Source organism: Pseudomonas sp. AAC (assembly GCF_000725445.1).
GTDB classification, from domain to species: domain Bacteria; phylum Pseudomonadota; class Gammaproteobacteria; order Pseudomonadales; family Pseudomonadaceae; genus Pseudomonas; species Pseudomonas citronellolis.
On the sequence record NZ_KL647094.1, the window covers coordinates 838,471 to 857,807 of the forward strand.

15 protein-coding genes are annotated in these 19,337 nt (G+C 68.5%); 3 read left to right on the forward strand and 12 right to left on the reverse strand.

All coding sequences use genetic code 11. From position 1 onward, the window contains the following. Positions 1–70: 70 nt before the first annotated feature. From FG99_RS03455 to fadB, 3 genes are all read right to left on the reverse strand, one after another. Positions 71–328 (reverse strand): DUF1653 domain-containing protein, encoded by a 258-nt coding sequence (locus tag FG99_RS03455; RefSeq protein ID WP_009621354.1) that lies wholly within the window; start codon positions 326–328, stop codon positions 71–73. 121 nt (positions 329–449) lie between these two features. Further along, entirely contained in the window at positions 450–1,625 is a 1,176-nt protein-coding gene (gene fadA, locus FG99_RS03460) for an acetyl-CoA C-acyltransferase FadA (RefSeq protein WP_043267323.1), read from the reverse strand. Positions 1,626–1,654: 29 nt separating this feature from the next. Next, positions 1,655–3,802, reverse strand: coding sequence for a fatty acid oxidation complex subunit alpha FadB (fadB, locus tag FG99_RS03465; RefSeq protein WP_043267325.1), 2,148 nt, complete (start codon positions 3,800–3,802; stop codon positions 1,655–1,657). Positions 3,803–4,237: 435 nt separating this feature from the next. On the opposite strand from fadB, the gene FG99_RS03470 reads away from it, so the two are divergent. Continuing rightward, positions 4,238–5,044 (forward strand): hypothetical protein, encoded by an 807-nt coding sequence (locus FG99_RS03470; protein ID WP_043267327.1) that lies wholly within the window; start codon positions 4,238–4,240, stop codon positions 5,042–5,044. A 21-nt stretch (positions 5,045–5,065) separates the two neighbouring features. Here FG99_RS03470 and FG99_RS03475 read toward each other — a convergent pair whose 3' ends face one another. Next, positions 5,066–5,503 carry a hypothetical protein gene (locus tag FG99_RS03475; RefSeq protein ID WP_009621349.1) on the reverse strand — a complete coding sequence of 146 codons (438 nt, stop codon included), beginning with the start codon at positions 5,501–5,503 and terminating at the stop codon, positions 5,066–5,068. 65 nt (positions 5,504–5,568) lie between these two features. Here FG99_RS03475 and FG99_RS03480 point away from each other — a divergent pair, with 65 nt between their 5' ends. Further along, a complete protein-coding gene (locus FG99_RS03480) occupies positions 5,569–6,009 on the forward strand; it encodes a universal stress protein (protein WP_043267328.1) in 441 nt (146 codons plus the stop codon). A gap of 36 nt (positions 6,010–6,045) precedes the next feature. Here the strand turns inward: FG99_RS03480 and FG99_RS03485 are convergent, their stop codons facing one another. Together FG99_RS03485 and FG99_RS03490 are read right to left on the reverse strand one after the other, a co-directional pair. Beyond that, entirely contained in the window at positions 6,046–6,729 is a 684-nt protein-coding gene (locus FG99_RS03485) for a DUF6901 family protein (RefSeq protein WP_043267330.1), read from the reverse strand. A 66-nt stretch (positions 6,730–6,795) separates the two neighbouring features. After that, on the reverse strand, positions 6,796–8,697 hold the full coding sequence (locus FG99_RS03490) for an ATP-binding cassette domain-containing protein (RefSeq protein ID WP_043267331.1): 1,902 nt from the start codon (positions 8,695–8,697) through the stop codon (positions 6,796–6,798). Between the two features lie 195 nt (positions 8,698–8,892). On the opposite strand from FG99_RS03490, the gene FG99_RS03495 reads away from it, so the two are divergent. Then, positions 8,893–10,821 carry a transglycosylase SLT domain-containing protein gene (locus tag FG99_RS03495; protein ID WP_043267333.1) on the forward strand — a complete coding sequence of 643 codons (1,929 nt, stop codon included), beginning with the start codon at positions 8,893–8,895 and terminating at the stop codon, positions 10,819–10,821. Positions 10,822–11,277: 456 nt separating this feature from the next. Here the strand turns inward: FG99_RS03495 and FG99_RS03500 are convergent, their stop codons facing one another. The 6 genes from FG99_RS03500 to FG99_RS03525 form a co-directional block, all read right to left on the reverse strand. After that, the gene (locus tag FG99_RS03500; protein WP_043267335.1) at positions 11,278–12,087 is read right to left on the reverse strand and encodes an MOSC domain-containing protein; all 810 of its coding nucleotides are present in this window, start codon (positions 12,085–12,087) and stop codon (positions 11,278–11,280) included. 305 nt (positions 12,088–12,392) lie between these two features. Further along, the gene (locus FG99_RS03505; RefSeq protein ID WP_043267337.1) at positions 12,393–13,322 is read right to left on the reverse strand and encodes a chemotaxis protein CheV; all 930 of its coding nucleotides are present in this window, start codon (positions 13,320–13,322) and stop codon (positions 12,393–12,395) included. A 117-nt stretch (positions 13,323–13,439) separates the two neighbouring features. Next, positions 13,440–14,333 (reverse strand): lipid kinase YegS, encoded by an 894-nt coding sequence (yegS, locus tag FG99_RS03510; RefSeq protein WP_043267338.1) that lies wholly within the window; start codon positions 14,331–14,333, stop codon positions 13,440–13,442. Between the two features lie 59 nt (positions 14,334–14,392). Further along, positions 14,393–15,952 carry an FGGY-family carbohydrate kinase gene (locus FG99_RS03515; RefSeq protein ID WP_043267340.1) on the reverse strand — a complete coding sequence of 520 codons (1,560 nt, stop codon included), beginning with the start codon at positions 15,950–15,952 and terminating at the stop codon, positions 14,393–14,395. A gap of 97 nt (positions 15,953–16,049) precedes the next feature. Further along, positions 16,050–17,627: a glycerol-3-phosphate dehydrogenase/oxidase gene (locus tag FG99_RS03520; protein WP_043267342.1), complete on the reverse strand. Its 1,578-nt coding sequence runs from the start codon at positions 17,625–17,627 to the stop codon at positions 16,050–16,052. A gap of 4 nt (positions 17,628–17,631) precedes the next feature. After that, the gene (locus tag FG99_RS03525) at positions 17,632–19,227 is read right to left on the reverse strand and encodes an FAD-binding oxidoreductase (RefSeq protein ID WP_043267343.1); all 1,596 of its coding nucleotides are present in this window, start codon (positions 19,225–19,227) and stop codon (positions 17,632–17,634) included. Between the last annotated feature and the right edge of the window lie 110 nt (positions 19,228–19,337).

The following is a 19,337-nucleotide window of genomic DNA, read 5'->3' on the forward strand; positions in this document are numbered from 1 at the left end:
GATGAATATAAGGAGGGAGGCGCCCGGAACGGCACCGCTATATATAGTGGTGGTCCGCCCAAGGTCAAGTTCAGGATTCGCCGAAACCGACCTGGGTCAATCCCAGCGGGTCGTTTTCGGCGCTCACCAGAGCAAAGCGCGGAACCAGCTCGCCGTCCACCTCCACCGCTTCGGTGAACATGCCCAGCGGGCGCACCCAGAGGCCGAACTCGCCGTACAGCGCCTGGTAGACCACCAGGGTCTCCTCGCTCTCCGAATGCCGCGCCACGCCCAGCACGCGGTAGTGCTGGCCCTTGTAGTGACGGTACAGGCCGGTCTGCAGTTCCATACGCTGCCCTCCTCGGCAAAAAAGCCGCGATTCTCCAGGCCCCGGGCGATCGGGGCAATCCCCCACGCCCGGAAAAACGAAAGCCGGGGCACAAGGCCCCGGCTCGTCCATCGACGAAAGCTTAGACGCGTTCGAAGACGGTGGTGATGCCCTGGCCGAGGCCCACGCACATGGTGGACACGCCCAGAGTGCCGCCGTTCTGTTTCATCACGTTCAGCAGGGTACCGGAGATGCGCGCACCGGAGCAGCCGAACGGGTGACCCAGGGCGATGGCGCCGCCGTGCAGGTTGACCTTCTGGTCCATCTTGTCGAGCAGCTTGAGGTCCTTTAGCACCGGCAGGGCCTGGGCGGCGAAGGCTTCGTTGAGCTCGACGAAGTCGATGTCGTCGATGGTCAGGCCGGCGCGCTTGAGCGCCTTGTTGGTCGAGGGCACCGGGCCGTAGCCCATGATCGCCGGGTCGACGCCCGCCACGGCCATGGCGCGGACCACGGCCATCGGCTGGATGCCCAGGTCCTTGGCGCGCTGGGCGCTCATGACGATCATGCAGGAAGCGCCGTCGGTGATCTGCGAGGAGGTGCCCGCGGTCACGGTGCCGCCCTTGGGGTTGAACGCCGGCTTCAGCGAGGCCAGGCCTTCCAGGGTGGTTTCCGGACGAATGGTCTCGTCGAAGTCGAAGACCTTCAGGAAGCCGTTCTCGTCATACCCTTCCATCGGGATGATCTCGTCCTTGAACTTGCCTTCCTGGGTGGCCTTCCACGCCAGCTGGTGCGAACGCACGCCGAACTTGTCCTGGGCCTCGCGGGTGATGCCGTGCATCTTGCCCAGCATCTCGGCGGTCAGGCCCATCATGCCGGAGGCCTTGGCGGCGTACAGCGACAGGTGCGGGTTCGGGTCGACGCCGTGCATCATGCCGACATGGCCCATGTGCTCCACGCCGCCGACGACGAAGACGTCGCCGTTGCCGGTCTGGATCGCCTGCACGGCGGTGTGCAGGGCGCTCATCGACGAGCCGCACAGGCGGCTGACGGTCTGGCCGGCGCTGGTGTGGGGGATCTGGGTCATCAGCGAGGCCATGCGCGCGATGTTCCAGCCCTGTTCCAGGGTCTGGTTCACGCAGCCCCAGATGACGTCCTCGACTTCCGCCGGGTCGACCTTCGGGTTGCGTGCAAGCACGCCGCTGATCAGGTGCGCGGACATGTTCTCCGCACGGGTGTTGCGGTGCATCCCGCCCTTGGAACGGCCCATCGGGGTGCGGCCGAAGTCGACAATGACGGCGTCTCTCGGATTCAGGCTCATAAATTCACTCTCGCTCTATTCGTTCGCACTCAACCGAAGAACTTCTGGCCGTTCTTGGCCATTTCACGCAGCTTCGCGGTCGGGTGGTACAGCGGGCCCAGGTCGGCGTACTTGTCGGCCAGGGCGACGAATTCGGCCACGCCGATGGAGTCGATGTAGCGCAGCGCACCGCCACGGAAGGGCGGGAAGCCGATGCCGTAGATCAGGCCCATGTCGGCCTCGGCGGCGGTTTCGACGATGCCGTCTTCCAGGCAGCGCACGGTCTCCAGGCACAGCGGGATCATCATGTAGTTGATGATGTCCTCGTCGCTCAGCTCACGCTGCTCGCTGACGATGGCCTTGAGCAATTCGTAGGCCTGCGGGTCGCTGACTTTCTTCGGCTTGCCGCGCTTGTCGGTCTCGTAGGCGTAGAAGCCCTTGCCGTTCTTCTGGCCCAGGCGGTTGGCCTCGTACATGACGTCGACGGCGGTCTTGCCTTCAACGGCCATGCGGTCCGGGAAGCCTTCGGCCATCACGTCGCGGCCATGGTGGCCGGTGTCGATGCCGACCACGTCGGACAGGTAGGCCGGACCCATGGGCCAGCCGAACTTCTCCATCACCTTGTCGATGCGCGCGAAGTCGACGCCGAAGCCCAGCAGCTTGGAGAAGCCGCCGAAGTACGGGAACAGCACGCGGTTGACCAGGAAGCCGGGGCAGTCATTCACCACGATGGGGTTCTTGCCCATCTTCTTGGCGTAGGCCACGGTGGTGGCGACGGCCACTTCACCGGACTTCTCACCGCGGATGACTTCGACCAGGGGCATCATGTGCACCGGGTTGAAGAAGTGCATGCCGACGAAGTTTTCCGGGCGCTTAAGGGCCTGGGCCAGCAGGCTGATGGAGATGGTCGAGGTGTTGGAAGCGAGGATCGCGTCCTCCTTGACCACGCCTTCCACCTCGGCCAGCACGATCTGCTTGACCTTGGGGTTCTCGACCACGGCTTCGACGACGATGTCGACGTTGCCGAAGTCGCCGTAGGACATGGTCGGGCGGATGGCGTTCAGCGCCTCGGCCATCTTGGCCGGGGTCAGGCGGCCCTTCTCGACGCGCTTGCCGAGCAGCTTGGAGGCCTCGTTCAGGCCCATCTGGATACCCTCTTCGCGGATATCCTTCATCAGGATCGGGGTGCCCTTGACCGCCGACTGGTAGGCGATGCCGCCGCCCATGATGCCGGCGCCGAGCACGGCGGCCAGTTTCACGTCCTTGGCGACTTCGTCGTACTGCTTGGCTTTCTTCTTCAGTTCCTGGTCGTTCAGGAACAGGCCGATCAGGCTTTGCGCAACCGAGGTCTTGGCCAGCTTGACGAAGCCCTGGGCCTCGACTTCCAGCGCCTTGTCACGGCCGAAGTTGGCAGCCTTCTGGATCGACTTGATGGCTTCGACCGGGGCCGGGTAGTTCGGGCCGGCCTGGCCAGCGACGAAGCCCTTGGCGGTCTCGAAGGCCATCATCTGCTCGATGGCGTTGAGCTTGATCTTTTCCAGCTTGGGCTGGCGGCGGGCCTTGTGGTCCAGCTCGCCGGCGATGGCGCGCTTGACCAGGTCCAGGGCCGCGGCCTGCAGCTGCTCGGGGGCGACCACGGCGTCGACGGCGCCGACCTTCAGGGCGTCCTCGGCACGGTTTTCCTTGCCCGAGGCGATCCATTCCACGGCGTTGTCCACGCCGATCAGGCGCGGCAGGCGCACGGTGCCGCCGAAGCCCGGGTAGATGCCCAGCTTGACTTCCGGCAGGCCGATCTTGGCGGTGGCGCTCATCACGCGGAAGTCCGCGGCCAGGCACATTTCCAGGCCGCCGCCCAGGGCGATGCCGTTGATCGCGGCGACGGTCGGGACCTCGAGGTCCTCGAAGGCGCTGAAGATCTTGTTGGCTTCGAGGTTGCCGGCCAGCAGTTCTTCGTCCGGCAGCTTGAAGTTGTCGACGAATTCGGTGATGTCGGCGCCGACGATGAACACGCCTTTGCCGCTGGTCACGATCACGCCCTTGACGGACGCATCGGCCTTGATCGCATCGACTGCTTCACGCAGTTCGTTCAGGGTGAGCCGGTTGAACTTGTTGACGGACTCGCCCTTGAGGTCGAAATTCAGCTCGACGATGCCGCTCTCAAGAGCCTTAACCGTGATGGCTTTACCTTGGTAAATCATCAACTGATCTCCACGCTAGGGAAGCTTGAACTCACGCATCGGACGCCGTGTATCGGGACCGTTCCGCAGTCGCGGAGCATAGTCCCAAAGCCTGCGGCACACCCGCCGATGCGATAGTCGGGGCCTTGGTTCGACCGTTCGTACATGGCAAACGCTCGATTCATACGCCCGTTTGATTCGGGTGTGCACACCTTCTTCGAAAAGCCTGCGCTTGTCAATCGCGGACGGCTGTCCGAAAGGCCTCTGGTTCGCCGCATTCAGCGAGGTTCTGCCGCGACATTCAGCAAAACCATGGCGCCCCGTGCCGCTGTCTGGCCTGGTACCAGCCGCGTCGTTGGCAAAATGCCCGGACGCGGGTTAGAGTCCGGCGAATCGCTTGTCGCCGAGCATCGCGAAGAACAACAAGAAGCCCCACGGCCCCAAGGAGACGCGCCCATGCCATGCCGACCGCTGGCCCGCCTGTTGTCCCTGTTCGTCCTGTCCGCCCTGCCCTTTCTGGCCCACGCCGAGCCCGCCGGCGACCTGCTGGCGCTGCACCAGATGCGCCTGGCCGCCCAGCGCAGCCTGAGCGACCTGTTCCTGCTCAACGCCATGGCCGGGGACCCGCGCTACGCGGGCCTGGTGGCCAGCTCCACGGCCGACGCCGACGCCGCCCTGGAGCGCCTGGGGCAGATGCCCGGCAGCGCCTCGGCGCAGCTCAGGGGCAAGCTGCAGGAACAGTGGGACGGCTACCGCCAGGCCCTGGAGCAGCAACTGCAAGCGCAGAAGCAGAACGGCTACAACGACTTCCAGCCCCTGGGCGACCTGGCCCGCCGCAACAGCCAGCTGCTGGATACCGCCGAACAGCTCTACGAGGGCATCCAGAAGGACAGCGGCCAGCAGGTGCCGCCGCTCACCCAGCAGAGTCGCGAGCAGAGCCTGCTGATGCAGTCGATCACCTGGAACTACGTGTCGCGCAACGCCTCGGTGGGCGCCAACCCGGTGCGCAGCGAGGACCAGCAGGCCCTCGACGACCTGACCAACCGCTTCGCCATCAACCTGCTGCAACTGCAACAGGCGCCGCAGACCAGCCCGGAGATCGGCCGCGAGCTGCGGGCCATCTCCACCAAGTGGCGATTCATCGAGAAATCGCTGCAGGGCGCCGCGCAGAGCAACGTGCCCTTCCTCATCGACAAGTACTCTGACGGCATCATCGCCGACCTGGAGCAGGTCTCCGGCCGCTATGCCGCGGCGCAGCTCTGAATGACGGCAGCGCCACGGCGCTCAGGCGCGCCGGGAAAGGAACTCGGCGATGCGCTGCAGGTGGCTGGCGTCGCCGCGCTCGCCCCAGTACAGGGCGATGAACTGCGCCGAAGCCTCGACCATGTACACGTCGCCCGGCAGCGTCGCCAGGTCGGCGAGCAGCTGCGCATCGGCGCAGGGCTCGCGCCAGCGGTCCAGCCACACGCCCGGTGCGCTCTGCCAGTAGCGCCACTCGTCGTTACGCCCGCGGCTGCGGCCGCGGTGGTACTGCGCGCAGCTCTGCGGCGGCTGCCGCTCCAGCCAGTGCGGCCACTCCTGGCGCGCCATCTGCATGGCCAGCCCCAGGCGCCGCGCCTGCAGGCGCAGGTCCATCTGCCCGCGCTGGCCGCGCGAGGGCATCAGCCAGGCCAGCGGGCTGAGCACCAGCGCCAGGAGCAGAATCGACCACCAGACCGTCATATCGGGTATACCTCGGCCCAAAGAGCCATACTTGCATTCATAACTGTCCCCCGGAGGAGACGCTCATGCCCTACCAACACATCCTGGTCGCCGTGGACCTCACCGACGAATGCGATCCGGTGATGAAGCGCGCCGTGGCGCTGGCCTCCAGCACCCAGGCGCAGCTGTCCACCGTGCACGTGGTCGAGCCCATGGCCATGGCCTTCGGCGGTGACGTGCCGATGGACCTGTCGATGCTGCAGCAACAGCAGTTCGACCAGGCCAAGGAGCGCATGCACCAGTTCACCCTCTGCTACCCGCAGGTGTCCATCGCCCAGAGCCACCTGGTCTACGGCCAGCCGCGCCAGGAAATCCACCGCCTGGCCAAGGAGCAGGGCTGCGACCTGATCATCGTCGGCAGCCACGGCCGCCACGGCCTGGCCCTGCTGCTGGGCTCCACCGCCAACGACGTGCTGCACGGCGCGCCCTGCGACGTGCTGGCGGTGCGCCTGCAGAAGACCGAGTGAGGCAGCCCGGGCGCCCGCCAGCGCGGGCGCCCGGTTTCAGAACACCTCTCCCCCGCTCATCAGGACCGGGCGAACCTTCTGCAACTGTGCCTCCAGCGAATAGCTCATGCTCGAGGACATGGAAAAGAAGCTGAGGAAGGCCTTGAGGTTGGAGTCGCCCACGCAGCTGTCGTGGATGCGCTGCCAGAACGCCTGGTTGACTAGCTGCAGCTGCTGGTACAGGCGCACCAGCCCCTTCAGCTCCCAGTCGGCGTGGCGCCCCTCGCGGTAGTTGAAGTACTGGCGCATCAGGTATAGCGACACCGCGCGGGTGATGAACTCCTGGTTGCTGGCGAACGGCAGGTGCTGCTGGGCCATGGGCTTGAGCCGCCCCAGCAGCGGGCAGGCGCTGGTGGCCATGATCACCCCCAGCAGCGCCCGCAGGCCCTCCTCCAGGCCGACCTGCTTGCGGTACTCGCGCTCGGGGGTGCGCACCAGCACATCCACCTTCTTCAGCGCCGGCAGGCCGCGGAAATCCTCGATCACCCGGTGCAGGTCCACCGCCGCCGGGCAATGCCTGTGCTGCTCGCGGGACAGCGGGCAGTTGCTGCACTGGTTGTGCTCCAGGCGCGTCCACGCCGGCGCCCCGACGGCCTGTTCGCCATCGAAGCGGCGCTCCAGCTCGATGCGGTAGCTGAAGCCCTGTTCGTCATCCAGATTGATGCGGTACTCGATCGCCATGCCCTTCCCCAACTCGCCGATCGCCGCCGCAGCGGCAGCCCCCGGGCACCTTCCCGACGGGGCGGGTCATTCTTCCAGTTCGGCCCAGCGCTCGATCAGCCGGTCCAGCTCGGCCTGCAGGCTGTCCAGGCGCTCCAGCACCACGCGGGTCTCCTCCGCCGGGCGCTGGTAGAAGCTGGGCGCCGAGATTTCTTCCTGCACGCCGGCCAGTTCGGCCTCCAGGGCGTCGATCTGCCCGGGGATGGCCTCCAGTTCGCGCTGCAGCTTGTAGCTGAGCTTCTTCTTCGCCGCCTCCGGCGCCGCGGCCGGTGCCGCAGCTGCCTGCGGGGCGGGCTCGGATTTCGCTGCCTTCTCCTCGCCCACGCCCAGCAGGCGCGGCGAACCGCCCTGGCGCAGCCAGTCCTGGTAGCCGCCGACGAACTCGCGCACGCGGCCCTCGCCTTCGAACACCAGGGTGCTGGTCACCACGTTGTCGAGGAATTCCCGGTCGTGGCTGACCATCAGCACGGTGCCGTCGAAACTCAGCAGCACCTCTTCCAGCAGCTCCAGGGTTTCCACGTCCAGGTCGTTGGTCGGCTCGTCCAGCACCAGCAGGTTGGCCGGCTTGCTGAACAGCTTGGCCAGCAACAGCCGTGCCCGTTCGCCGCCGGACAGCGCCTTGACCGGCGTGCGGGCGCGCTGCGGGGAGAACAGGAAGTCGCCCAGGTAGCTCAGCACGTGGCGATTCTGGCCGTTGATGGTGATGAATTCGCGGCCTTCGGCGATGTTGTCGATGACGGTCTTTTCCGGCTCCAGCTGGTGACGCAACTGGTCGAAATAGGCCACTTCCAGGCGCGTGCCTTCCTTGATGCTGCCGGAAGTCGGCTGCAGGTCGCCCAGCAGCAGCTTGAGCAGGGTGGTCTTGCCGGTGCCGTTGGCGCCCAGCAGGCCGATGCGGTCGCCGCGCTGCAGCACCAGGGAGAAATCGCGGATCAGCGGCTCGCCGCCGGGATGGGCGAAACCGACCTTCTCGGCGACTATCACCTGCTTGCCGGACTTCTCCGCCGTCTCCATCTGGAAGCTGGCCTTGCCGGTGCGCTCGCGGCGCTCGGCGCGCTCGTTGCGCATGGCCTTGAGCGCGCGCACGCGGCCCTCGTTGCGGGTGCGCCGGGCCTTGATGCCCTGGCGGATCCACACTTCCTCCTGGGCCAGGCGCTTGTCGAACAGCGCGTTGGCCGCCTCTTCCGCCGCCAGTTGCTGCTCCTTGTGCACCAGGAAGCTGGCGTAGTCGCCCTTCCAGTCGATCAGGTGACCGCGGTCCAGTTCGAGGATGCGGTTGGCCACGGCCTGCAGGAAGGCGCGGTCGTGGGTGATGAACAGCACCGCGCCGGGGAAGCCGGACAGCGCCTCTTCCAGCCAGGCGATGGCGCCGATGTCCAGGTGGTTGGTCGGCTCGTCCAGCAGCAGCAGGTCCGGCTCGGCGACCAGCGCCTGGGCCAGCAGCACGCGGCGGCGCCAGCCACCGGAAAGCTCGGCGAGGGTCTTGTCGGCCGGCAGTTGCAGGCGCGTCAGGGTGGTTTCCACCAGTTGCTGCAGGCGCCAGCCGTCGCGGGCCTCCAGGGCCTGCTGGACGCGCGCCAGCTGGGTCAGGTCGTCGTCGCCCTGGATGTGCTGGCTCAGGTGGTGGTAGCGGCTGAGCAGCTCGCCGACCTCGGCCAAACCCTCGGCGACCACATCGTAGACCGTGCGCTCGTCGGCCACCGGCAGCTCCTGCGGCAGCTCGCCGATCTTCAGCGCCGGGGCGCGCCAGATGTCGCCGTCGTCGGGCATCTGCTCGCCCTTGACCAGCTTGAGCATGCTCGACTTGCCGGTGCCGTTGCGACCGATGATGCAGACCCGCTCGCCCTTCTCGATCTGCCAGGACACCTTGTCCAGGAGCGGCGTGGTGCCAAAGGCGAGGGATACATCGGTGAACTTCAGCAGGGTCATGGGGCATCTCCGGAAACTGGGGCCGCAGTGTAAGGGAAACTCGAAAAAAGTCAGAGCCTTGCACGAGCGCCGCGGCTGTCATCTTTTGTGCCCGACGGTACCGCCGCAACGCTTCCGCCATCGCCGCGCAACAGGCTAAGCTTGTGCCTATCGGCGCCGGCCAGACCGCGCCACGAATCACTTTGCGGAAGAGTCATGCGCGGTCGCCTTTCACTATTGTTCTCCTGCCTGATCCTCACCCTGACCAGCGCCGCGCCGGCGCACGCTGCCCCGCTGCAGCAACAGCGGCAGATGTACGACGAGGCCAAGGCCGCCCTGGCGCGCAACGACAACGGCCCCTACCTGCGCTACCGCCAGGCCCTGGCGGATTATCCGCTGGAACCCTACCTGGGCTACGACGACCTGACCAACCGTCTGAAAAGCGCCAGCGACGCCGAGATCGAAGGCTTCCTCACCGAACACGGCGACCTGCCGCAGATCAACTGGCTGAAGCTGCGCTGGCTGCGCCAACTGGCCGACCGCCAGGACTGGAAAACCTTCCTCGACTACTACGACCCGAAGATGAACTTCACCGAGCTGGACTGCCTATACGGCCAGTACCAGCTCACCCACGGGCAGAAAGCCGCCGGCTACGAGACCGCGCAGAAGCTGTGGCTGGTGGGCAAATCGCAACCCGACGCCTGCGACACCCTGTTCGACCTCTGGCAGGCCGACGGCCAGCTCACCGAGGACATGGTCTGGAGGCGCCTGAAGCTGGCGGCCGAGAAAGGCAACTACGGCCTGGCCACCACCCTCGCCAAGCGCCTGCCGACCCTCGGCAGCCTCGGCGAGCTGATGGTCAAGGTGGCGCAGAACCCCGCCCAGCTGAGCCAGACCGAACGCTTCAGCCTGCGCACCCACGCCATGGCCGACGTCGTCGGCCTGGGCCTGCGGCGCCTGGCCAAGCAGGACCCGGAACGCGCCCTGGGCCTGCTCGACGGCTACGAGAGCAGCCTGCCGTTCACCGGCGAGGAGAAGGTCAACATCGCCCGGCAGATCGGCCTGGGCCTGGCGCGCCGCTACGACCCGCGCGCCCTGCCGCTGATGACCCGCTACGATCCCGAGCTGCGCGACAACACCGTCAGCGAATGGCGCCTGCGCCTGCTGATGCGCCTGGGCCGCTGGGAAGACGCCTACCAGCTGACGCGCCAGTTGCCCAAGGACCTCGCCGAGACCAACCGCTGGCGCTACTGGCAGGCGCGCACCCTGCAGCTGGCCCAGCCGCAGAACCCGCAGGCCATGGCGCTGTACCAGCCTCTGGCGCGCGAGCGCGACTTCTACGGCTTCCTCGCCGCCGACCGGATCAACGCGCCCTACCAGTTGAACAACCGCCCGGTGAGCATCAGCCCGCAGGTGATGCAGCGCGTGCGCAACGCCGCCAGCACCCGTCGCGCCCTGGAGTTCTACGCCCGCGGCGACGTGATCAGCGCCCGCCGCGAGTGGTATTACGCCGCGCGGGTGTTCAACCGCGACGAACTGCTGGCCCAGGCCCGCATGGCCTACGACATGCAGTGGTACTTCCCGGCCATCCGCGCCATCAGCCAGGCGCAGTACTGGGACGACCTCGACATCCGCTTCCCGGTGGCGCACCGCGACAGCCTGCTGCGCGAAGCGCGCAACCGCGACCTGCACCCCAGCTGGGTGTTCGCCATCACCCGCCAGGAAAGCGCCTTCATGTCCGATGCGCGCTCCGGCGTCGGCGCCACCGGCCTGATGCAGCTGATGCCGGCCACCGCCAAGGAAACCTCGAAGAAGTTCGGCATTCCCCTGGCCGGGCCGCAGCAGCTGATAGTGCCGGACCTCAACATCCGCCTCGGCGCCGCCTACCTCAGCCAGGTGCAGGGCCAGTTCAACGGCAATCGCGTGCTCGCCACCGCCGCCTACAACGCCGGCCCCGGCCGCGTGCGCCAGTGGCTGAAGGACGCCCGCCACCTGTCCTTCGACGTCTGGGTGGAGAGCATCCCCTTCGACGAAACCCGCCAATACGTGCAGAACGTGCTGTCCTACGCGGTCATCTACGGCCAGAAGATCGGCGTGCCGCAGCCGCTGGTGGACTGGCACGAGCGCTTCTTCGACGAGCTCTGACCGCCCCTCCCGCACGCTTGGCGTAGGGCGGATAACCGTTCGCGGTTATCCGCCGCCTGACCTTCGCATCCGCGCACTTCGAGCGCGGGCCGGAGCGCCTTCCAGAATCGTGGCGATGGGTATCGCTTCGCTCCACCCATCCTAGGGTTGTGTCTACCGAAGAATGTAGGAGCAACTGTCTTGCCGGCCGCGCCGAGATGCTCTTCGTAGGATGGGTTGAGCTTGCGAAACCCATGCGGTTGCGCTGATGGGTATCGCTTCGCTCAACACCATCCTACGGGTCTTGTGCCTGCCGAAGGGGGTAGGACCTTGTCCGCGATAGCCGGAACCACCGGCGCGATTCGCGGATGAGATCCGCTCCTCGCCGCTCTTCTGTAGGAGCGCGCCCTGCGCGCGAAATCGCGGGCAGGGCCCGCTCCTACAGGTGCGGGCGAAAGCCCATCCGCGGGAGCTGGATCACTCCAGGATTTCCACCGGCATGCCCACGCGCAGTTCGCCGCGGCCGAGGGGGAGCAGGTTCTGCCCCAGCAGCGCCTCGCCGTCCACCTGGCGGTACTTGAGCAGCGTCGCCAGGGGTTCGCGGTTGGGGTCGCGCTCGCCGGTGTGCGGGTCGATGGTGGTGAGGATGCAGCGGCCGCAGGGCTTGGCCACGCGGAATTCGACGTCGCCGATGCGGATGCGCTTCCAGCCGTCCTCGGCATAGGGCGCGCTGCCCTCCAGCACCAGGTTGGGGCGGAAGCGCAGCATCTCCAGGGGATGGCCGACGCGCGCGGCCAGGTCGTCCACCGAGGCCTGGCTCATCAGCAGCAGCGGGAAGCCATCGGCGAAATGCACCTTCTCGCCCGGCTCGGCATAGGCGGTGTCCACCTGCCGCGCGCGCTGCTCGGGAATCTCCACCAGCCGGCACGGGCGGCCGAGGAAGCGGCTCAGCCAGTCCGCCGCGGCCTCGCCGGCATCCGGCACCTGCAGGCTGTCGCGCCAGATGGTCACGCCGCGCAACGCATCGTCCACGCCGGGCACCGCCACCAGCAGGTCCTCCATCCCCGGCGCACGCAGGCGCAGGGCCTTGCCAGAGTCCTGCCAGCGCGCCTCGATGCGGCCCAGCTGCGGCAGCAGGCGCTGGGTGAGGAAGCGCCCGTTGGAAGCCTCCACCGCCATCCAGCGACGGTCGCCCTGCAGGCCGAGGGCGTCCAGCCCGATGCGCTCCAGGGGCTCGAACTGCCCGGACTTGAGCGGGTAACGGTAGAGGGCGCTGAGGGTGATCATGCTGGCGGCTTCCTTGTTACGGGCAAAGAAGCCGTTATACGGGGCGGGCCGGCGCCTCGCAATCGGGCATCGCGGATGGAAGCCAGGGGCCGCCTGTAGGAGCGCGCCCTGCGCGCGAATCGCGGGCAGGGCCCGCTCTACACGGGAGGCATGGTAGTTCACCGTAGGATGGGTTGAGCGAAGCGATACCCATCGCCGTGGCAGCATGGATTTCGCAGGCTCAACCCATCCTACGAAGAGCACCTCGGCGCGACCCGCAAGACAGGTTGACGCCGAACCACCCAGCCGTGCCGGGCGGTCACGGCTCAGGCCGGCAACCTCTCCAGGCGCCGGCGGATCACGTCCACCAGCAGGTCCGGCTGGAACTTGGAGAGGAAGTCGTCGCAGCCCACCTTGCGCACCATGGCTTCGTTGAAGCTGCCCGACAGCGAGGTGTGCAGCACCACGTAGAGCCCGGCCAGGCGCGGGTCGTTGCGGATCTCGGTGGTCAGGCGGTAGCCGTCCATCTCCGGCATCTCGGCGTCGGTGAAGACCATCAGCAGCTTCTCGTCCATGTCCTCGCCGGCGTTGGCCCAGGCCTGCAGTTGGCGCAGCGCGCGCAGGCCGTCGGTGGCCACGTGCAGCTTCAGGCCGAGCTGGCCGAGGGTGTCGCGCAGCTGGTTGACGGCGACGCTGGAGTCGTCCACCACCAGCACCTCGCGGCCGCTGGTCTGCGCCAGCAGGTCGTCGTCCAGGCGCTCGGCGGAGACGCGGGTGTTCATCGGCACGATCTCGGCCAGCACCTTCTCCACGTCGATGATTTCCACCAGGCGCTCGTCGATGCGGGTGATGGCGGTCAGGTAGTGCTGGCGCCCGGCCCCGCCGGGCGGCGGCTGCACCGCCTCCCAGTTGAGGTTGAGGATGCGCTCCACGCCACCGACCAGGAAGGCCTGCACCGAGCGGTTGTACTCGGTGACGATGATGGTGCTGCGCTCCTCGGGGCGCAGCGGGCACATGCCGATGGCGTGGGACAGGTCGATCACCGGCAGCGTCTGGCCGCGCAGATTGATCACCCCGCAGATCATCGGGTGGCGCTGCGGGATCAGCGTCAGGCGCGGCAGCTGCAGCACCTCCTGGACCTTGAACACGTTGATCGCGAACTGCTGCCGGCCGGCCAGGCGGAACACCAGGATCTCCAGGCGGTTCTGCCCCACCAGTCGGGTGCGTTGATCGACGCTGTCGAGAATGCCGGCCATGGGGGCTCCTGAAATCGGGATGAATAGCGTGTCGCTGTATCGGCCAGAATTCCGGCGACGAAATACTGGCGCAACGCCATCATGCCTCAGAAGCCCGTTCCGGGCCAGCCCCGGCGATCAGCCGCCGAGCAGCGGCGAGTCCGCCGGCAGATGCAGGCGCAACGCCGCCGGGCGCACCTCGAAACGCGCCCGGCTGGTCTGAAGGGGCTCGCCATCGAGGTTGATCGCCAGGCCCTCGCCGGCCTCCAGTTCGAGCCACGGCAGGCGCGCGCGGACGAACAGTTCCTGCAGTCCGCCGCCACTGCCGAGCAGGCTGCCCAGGGCGGACAGCATGTCGCCCGGCGCCGGCAGGATGCTGACGTCGAGCAGGCCGTCGTCGGCCAGCGCCTGGGCGCACAGCGGATGCCCGCCGCCGGCCTGGCGGCCGTTGCCGATGCCCAGGGCGAGGAATTCGCCCTGCCAGTCGAAACCCGGGCCGCGGAAGTGGCCTTCGGCCGAGTGCACCTCGGAGAAGCGGCTGATCCCGGTCAGCAGGTAGGCCGCGCCGCCCAGGGCTTTCTTCAGGTCTTCGGAGGTGTTGGCCGTGACCGTGGAACCGAAGCCGCCTGTGGCCATGTTGAGGAAGATGCGCCCCTCCACCTCGCCCAGGTCGATGGGCCGCGCCGCCTCCTCCAGCAGGCCCAGCGCCGCGGCCGGCTCCAGCGGGATGCCGGCGGCGCGGGCGAAGTCGTTGGCCGTGCCCAGCGGCAGCAGCGCCAGGCTGGCCTCGGCATCGGCCCGGTACAGCGCCTCGGCCACGGCCCGCGCGGTGCCGTCGCCGCCGCCGGCGACCAGCGTCGGGTAGCCGGCCGCCAGGGCCTCGCCGACCAGGCGCTCGGCATCGCCCTCCTCCCAGGTGACGCGCACGTCCAGCCGCCAGCCGGCCTCGCGGCGCGCCAGCACCGCCGCGCGCACCTCGTCGTTGGCCGCCTGCTTGCCGTGCAGGATGAGCATCGCTTCGGGTTTCGCCATGGTCCCTCTCCCCTCCTTGAAGTCCATTCACTATGGACCATCGAAGCGGGGCGCGAAGTTCAGGCCGGGTAGCCGGTGATCTCGCGGATGCTCCGGTACAGCGGCTTCAGTTGCCGGTACATGCGCTGGTAGACCTCGCGGTACAGCCGCTCGTAGGTGCGCTGCGCCTGCGGGCGCGGCTGGAACACCTGGCCGACGCGGGTCATGGCGGCGATGGCGGCGGCGAAGTCCGGGTACAGCCCCAGCCCCACTGCGCAGTCGATGGCCGCGCCCAGGCCGGAGGCCTCGTAAACGTGCGGGCGCTCCGCCGGCAGGCCGAAGATGTCGGCGGTCAGCTGCATGGCCGCATCGCTCTGCGAGCCGCCGCCAGCCACGCGCAGGCGCTCGATGCGGGTGCCGGAGCGCTTCTCGATGCGCTCCTTGCCCTGGCGCAGCGCATAGGCCAGGCCTTCGAGGATGGCGCGGTAGAGGTGCGCGCGGGTGTGCACGTCGCCGAAGCCGATCACCGCGCCCTTGGCTTCCAGGCCGGGTTCGCGGATGCCCGGCGTCCAGTAGGGTTGCAGCATCAGGCCCATGGAGCCAGGCGGCACCTGCTCGACCAGTTCGTCGAACAGCTTCTCCGGCTCCACGCCCAGCTCGGCGGCGCGCTGCATCTCGCGCAGGCCGAACTCGCGCTTGAACCAGCTGACCATCCAGAAGCCGCGGTAGATCATGACTTCGGTGTTGAAATGGTCGGGAATCGCCGCCGGGTACGGCGGGATCAGCGGGATGGTTTCCAGGTAGCGCGCACGGGTGGTGTTGATGGTCGCGGTGGTGCCGTAGGACAGGCAGGCCACGCTGGGTTCGATGGCCCCGGCGCCGAGCACCTCGCAGGCCTTGTCGGCGCCGGCGGCGATCAGCGGCAGGCCTTCGGGGATGCCGGTGTGGCGGCTGGCCTCGGCGCTGATCGTGCCGAGCCTGGCGCCGGGCTTGAACAGCTCCGGCAACTGCTCCTGGCGCACCTTCACCGCCTGCCATTTCCAGTCCCGCGGGGCGGCCCACTTCAGGCGTTTGTAGTCGAACGGCAGGTAGGCCACGCTGCACGCCAGGGAATCGACGAAGCGCCCGCACAGCCGATGGGTGAGGAAGCCGGACAACAGCAGCACCTTGTGCGTGGCCGCGTGCAGTTCCGGCTGCCGCTGAGCGACCCAGTTGACCTCGGCCTGGCTGCGGAAGTAATCCACCGCGCCTTCGGCGCCGGCCAGCTTGAACAGCCAGCCCCAGGGCCCCTTGATGCGGCCCTCGACCTCGGCGCGGCGCTGGTCCAGCCAGAGGATCGCCGGACGCAGCGGCTTGCCCTGCCCATCGACGTGGATCACGGTGCCACGCTGGGTGGTCAGCGACACGCCGCGGATCAGGCTGCGGTCGATGCCGCTCTGCGCCCAGAGCAGCTGGCAGGCCTCGCCGAGCTTGGCCCAGTAATACTCCGGGTCCTGCTCGGCCCAGCCGGGCTGGCTGGAATAGTAGGCCTCCAGCTCGACCTTGCCCTTGGCCACCAGGTTGCCGGCGAGGTCGAAGAGCAGCGCCCGCACGCTCTGGGTGCCGTTGTCGATGGCCAGCAGGTAGCTCTGTTCGCTCAAGGTGCGATCCTTCTCGTCAGAGGGCCTTGCCGGTGATGGGTATCGCCGCGCCGATGGCACGGGCTCCACGTAGGATGGGTTGAGCCTGCGATACCCATCACGCTTCACCCGGCAAGCTATAACAGCGCCGCCAAAGCTCCAGATAGGCGCACTCTTCTTCGTGCCAGCGCCCATCGTCCCAGCCCAGGCGCGCCTGGCACAGCGCGCGGATGGCCGGCAGTTCGCCGGCGCCGCCGTTCTCCAGCAGCAGGCCCAGGCGCGTGCGGCGCAGCAGCAGGTCGTCCAGATGCAGCACCAGCTCGCCTTCGGCGGCCCAGGCCAGTTCGGCCCACAGGCAGTCGCTGTCGCCCACTCGCCCGTTGCCGACTTCCACCAGCAACCTGGCCAGTTGCGGCAGGTTGCGGCCGTGGCGGCCGGCCAGGCGCCGCCGCTGCTGCGGGCCCAGGCCGGGCAGGTCGACCTCGGGCACTGCGGCAAAAATTGCTGAGCCGCTGTCTTCCAGCGTCTTGCCGAGCATGGGAGCGCAAGCCTGCAGCACCTCCAGGGCCAGCAGGCGGAAGGTGGTCAGCTTGCCGCCGGCCAGGGTCACGCAACCGGGCTCCTGCCACAGGGCGTGCTCGCGCTTTTCGTCCGAGGGTTTCTTCCGCGTCGCGCCGCTGCTGACCACCGGGCGCACGCCGGCCCAGGTCGAACGGATGTCGGCCCGGCCGATGCGCGCGGCGGGGAACTGCTGCGCGCAGGCGGCCAGCAGGTAGTCGACTTCCTCCTCGCTGATGCAGGCATCGCTGTCCAGGCCGTCGCCATGGTCCAGGTCGGTGGTGCCGACCACGCTGGCGCCTTCCCAGGGGAAGACGAACACCGGGCGCCGGTCCACCGCGTGCATGAAGCTGAAGGCGTGGGCCACCGGCAGGCGCCAGGCCGGCAGCAACAGGTGGCTGCCGCGCAGGGGGCGGATGTGCTCGTCGCCTTCCCTGCGGCGCAGGTCGTCGGCCCAGGCGCCGGTGGCCAGGGCCACCACGCCGGCGCGCAAGACGAAGCGCTCGCCGCTCTCCCGGTCCTCGGCCAGCAGGCCGCTCACCCGGCCGCCTTCCCGTCTCAGTTCCAGCACGCGCAGGCCGTTGAGCGCCTCGCCGCCGTCGGCGCGGGCCTCGTCCAGCACGCGCATGACCAGGCGGGCGTCGTCCACCACCGCATCGGCGAAGCGCGTGCCGCCCAGCAGGCCGTCCTCCTTCAGCCCCGGCGCCAGGTAGCGCAGTTGCTGCAGCGGGTAATAGAGGTGGTTGCGCTTGCCGGCCAGGGCGTCGTACACGGCCAGCAGGCCGCCGAACACCTTCGGCCCGGGGAAGCCGCCGCGGTGGTGCGGCATGATGAAGCTCAACGGCTCCACCAGCCCCGACGCCTCGCCGAGCAGGCGCTGGCGCTCGCGCACCGAGTCGCGGGTCAGGCCGAACTGGCCCTTGGCGATGTAGCGCAGGCCGCCGTGGACCATCTTCGAGGAACGGCTGGAGGTGCCCCAGGCGAAGTCGCGCTGCTCCAGCAGCAGGCAGCGCCAGCCGCGCCGCGCGGCCTCGCGGAGGATGCCGGCGCCGGTGATGCCGCCGCCGACCACGATCAGGTCCCAGTCGCGCCCGGCCAGTTCGGCCAGCGCCTGCCGACGCCAGGCGGCGTTCCACATGGCGTCAGTCCTGCAGCAGGGTGCCGGGGTTGAGCCGGCCCGCGGGGTCGAAATGGCCGGCCAGGGCGCGCAGGGTGGCCATGCCCAGTTCGCCCTTCTCCAGCGCCAGGTAGGGCGCGTGGTCGCGGCCCACGCCGTGCTGGTGGCTGATGGTGCCGCGGTTCTCTACGATCGTCCGGCTGGCGGCCTGCTTGAGCCGGCGCCAGCGCTCATGGGTGGCAGCATAGCTGGACGCCGGGCGGAACACGTAGGTGGTGTAGATGCTGGAGCCTTCGCCATAGACGTGGGACAGGTGGCTGAACACGTGCACCCGCTCGCCTTCCGCCGCCAGGCCGTCGCGCAGGCTGGCCTCGATGCGCTGCATCAGGTTGTCGACGTTGCTCCAGTCGGTGGCGGTCTCCAGGGTGTCCACCACGTAGCCGGCCTGCCAGAGCGTCTCGCGCAGGTAGGGCGAGCGGAAGCGGCTGGCTTCCCACTTGCGCCCCAGCAGGGTGCCGGTGAACACCCCGCCGAAGCCCTTCAGCAGGCGCCGCGCGAGCTTCAGCGAAGCGGCGTTCTGCGCGCGGCTGCCGGTGACGCCGAAGGTCAGCATGCACTTGCCCTCGCCCGCCCCGCGCCACTTCAGGTAGCGCTCCAGCCAGGCGATCTGCCCGGGATGGCCGGCCAGGGTCAGTTGGGTGCGGGTTTCCACCGCGTTGGACAGGCGCAGCATGGACAGCTGCACACGCGCCTGGGCCAGGCTGCGGATGGCCGCCAGGCCCTGTTCCCAGGACGGCAGGAAGACCACGTAGAAGCGCTCCTGCTCGGCCAGCCGCGAGACGCGCACCTTGACCGAGGAGATGACGCCAAAGCGGCCCTCCGAGCCCAGCACCAGCTCGCGCAGGTCGGGGCCGGCGGAGGATGCCGGGAAGGTGGGGATTTCCAGCGGCCCGGCGAAGGTCTCCAGGGTGCCGCCGGCGAACAGCTGCTCGATGCGCCCGTAGCGCAGCGACTGCTGGCCGCTGGAGCGGCTGGCCACCCAGCCGCCGAGGGTCGACAGCTCCCAGGACTGCGGGAAGTGGCCGAGGGTGTAGCCGCGGGCGCGCAGCTGGCTTTCCACCTGCGGGCCGTTGGCGCCGGGGCCGAAGGTGGCCACCAGGCTTTCCTCGTCCAGCTCCAGCAGGCGGTTCATGTGCGCCAGGGAAACGGTCAGCACCGGCTTGTCGGAGGCCGGCGGGTTGATGTGCCCGGCCACCGAGGTGCCGCCGCCGTAGGGGATCAGCAGGCAATCGGTGCGCTCGGCGTAGCGCAGCAGTTCGCGGATCTGCTCGGCGCTCTGCGGGTAGGCCACGCCGTCGGGGAAGCGGCCGAACTCGCCCTCGCGCATGGCCAGCCAGTCCGGCAGGCTCTGGCCGCGGGCGTGCAACAGGCGGTCCATGGGTTCGCGCAGCAGCAGCGGGTGCTCGGCCAGGCGCGAGGCCGGCACCTTGGCCAGCACGGCGTCGAGGCTGGCATCGGGCAGCGCGAGGCCGGGGCCGATCTGCTCGGCGAGAAAGGTCCGGCCCGAGCCGGGCAGTTCCATCGAAGTGCTTTCCTCACCCCAGCCATTCCAGCGTCGCATGCCTGCCGTGCTCCTGTTCCGGTCGCTCGCAATGGCTGCCTATACTAGTCGGCCGCCCGGGCCTGTCACTGTCGGATCGGGCCAGCGCCAGTCGCCAATAGAGCCACCAG

Coding starts and splice junctions, on each gene's coding strand:
- FG99_RS03455 (WP_009621354.1), bottom strand. CDS start 328: ATGGAACTGCAGACCGGCCTGTACCGTCACTACAAGGGCCAGCACTAC.
- fadA (WP_043267323.1), bottom strand. CDS start 1,625: ATGAGCCTGAATCCGAGAGACGCCGTCATTGTCGACTTCGGCCGCACC.
- fadB (WP_043267325.1), bottom strand. CDS start 3,802: ATGATTTACCAAGGTAAAGCCATCACGGTTAAGGCTCTTGAGAGCGGC.
- FG99_RS03470 (WP_043267327.1), top strand. CDS start 4,238: ATGCCATGCCGACCGCTGGCCCGCCTGTTGTCCCTGTTCGTCCTGTCC.
- FG99_RS03475 (WP_009621349.1), bottom strand. CDS start 5,503: ATGACGGTCTGGTGGTCGATTCTGCTCCTGGCGCTGGTGCTCAGCCCG.
- FG99_RS03480 (WP_043267328.1), top strand. CDS start 5,569: ATGCCCTACCAACACATCCTGGTCGCCGTGGACCTCACCGACGAATGC.
- FG99_RS03485 (WP_043267330.1), bottom strand. CDS start 6,729: ATGGCGATCGAGTACCGCATCAATCTGGATGACGAACAGGGCTTCAGC.
- FG99_RS03490 (WP_043267331.1), bottom strand. CDS start 8,697: ATGACCCTGCTGAAGTTCACCGATGTATCCCTCGCCTTTGGCACCACG.
- FG99_RS03495 (WP_043267333.1), top strand. CDS start 8,893: ATGCGCGGTCGCCTTTCACTATTGTTCTCCTGCCTGATCCTCACCCTG.
- FG99_RS03500 (WP_043267335.1), bottom strand. CDS start 12,087: ATGATCACCCTCAGCGCCCTCTACCGTTACCCGCTCAAGTCCGGGCAG.
- FG99_RS03505 (WP_043267337.1), bottom strand. CDS start 13,322: ATGGCCGGCATTCTCGACAGCGTCGATCAACGCACCCGACTGGTGGGG.
- yegS (WP_043267338.1), bottom strand. CDS start 14,333: ATGGCGAAACCCGAAGCGATGCTCATCCTGCACGGCAAGCAGGCGGCC.
- FG99_RS03520 (WP_043267342.1), bottom strand. CDS start 17,627: ATGTGGAACGCCGCCTGGCGTCGGCAGGCGCTGGCCGAACTGGCCGGG.
- FG99_RS03525 (WP_043267343.1), bottom strand. CDS start 19,227: ATGCGACGCTGGAATGGCTGGGGTGAGGAAAGCACTTCGATGGAACTG.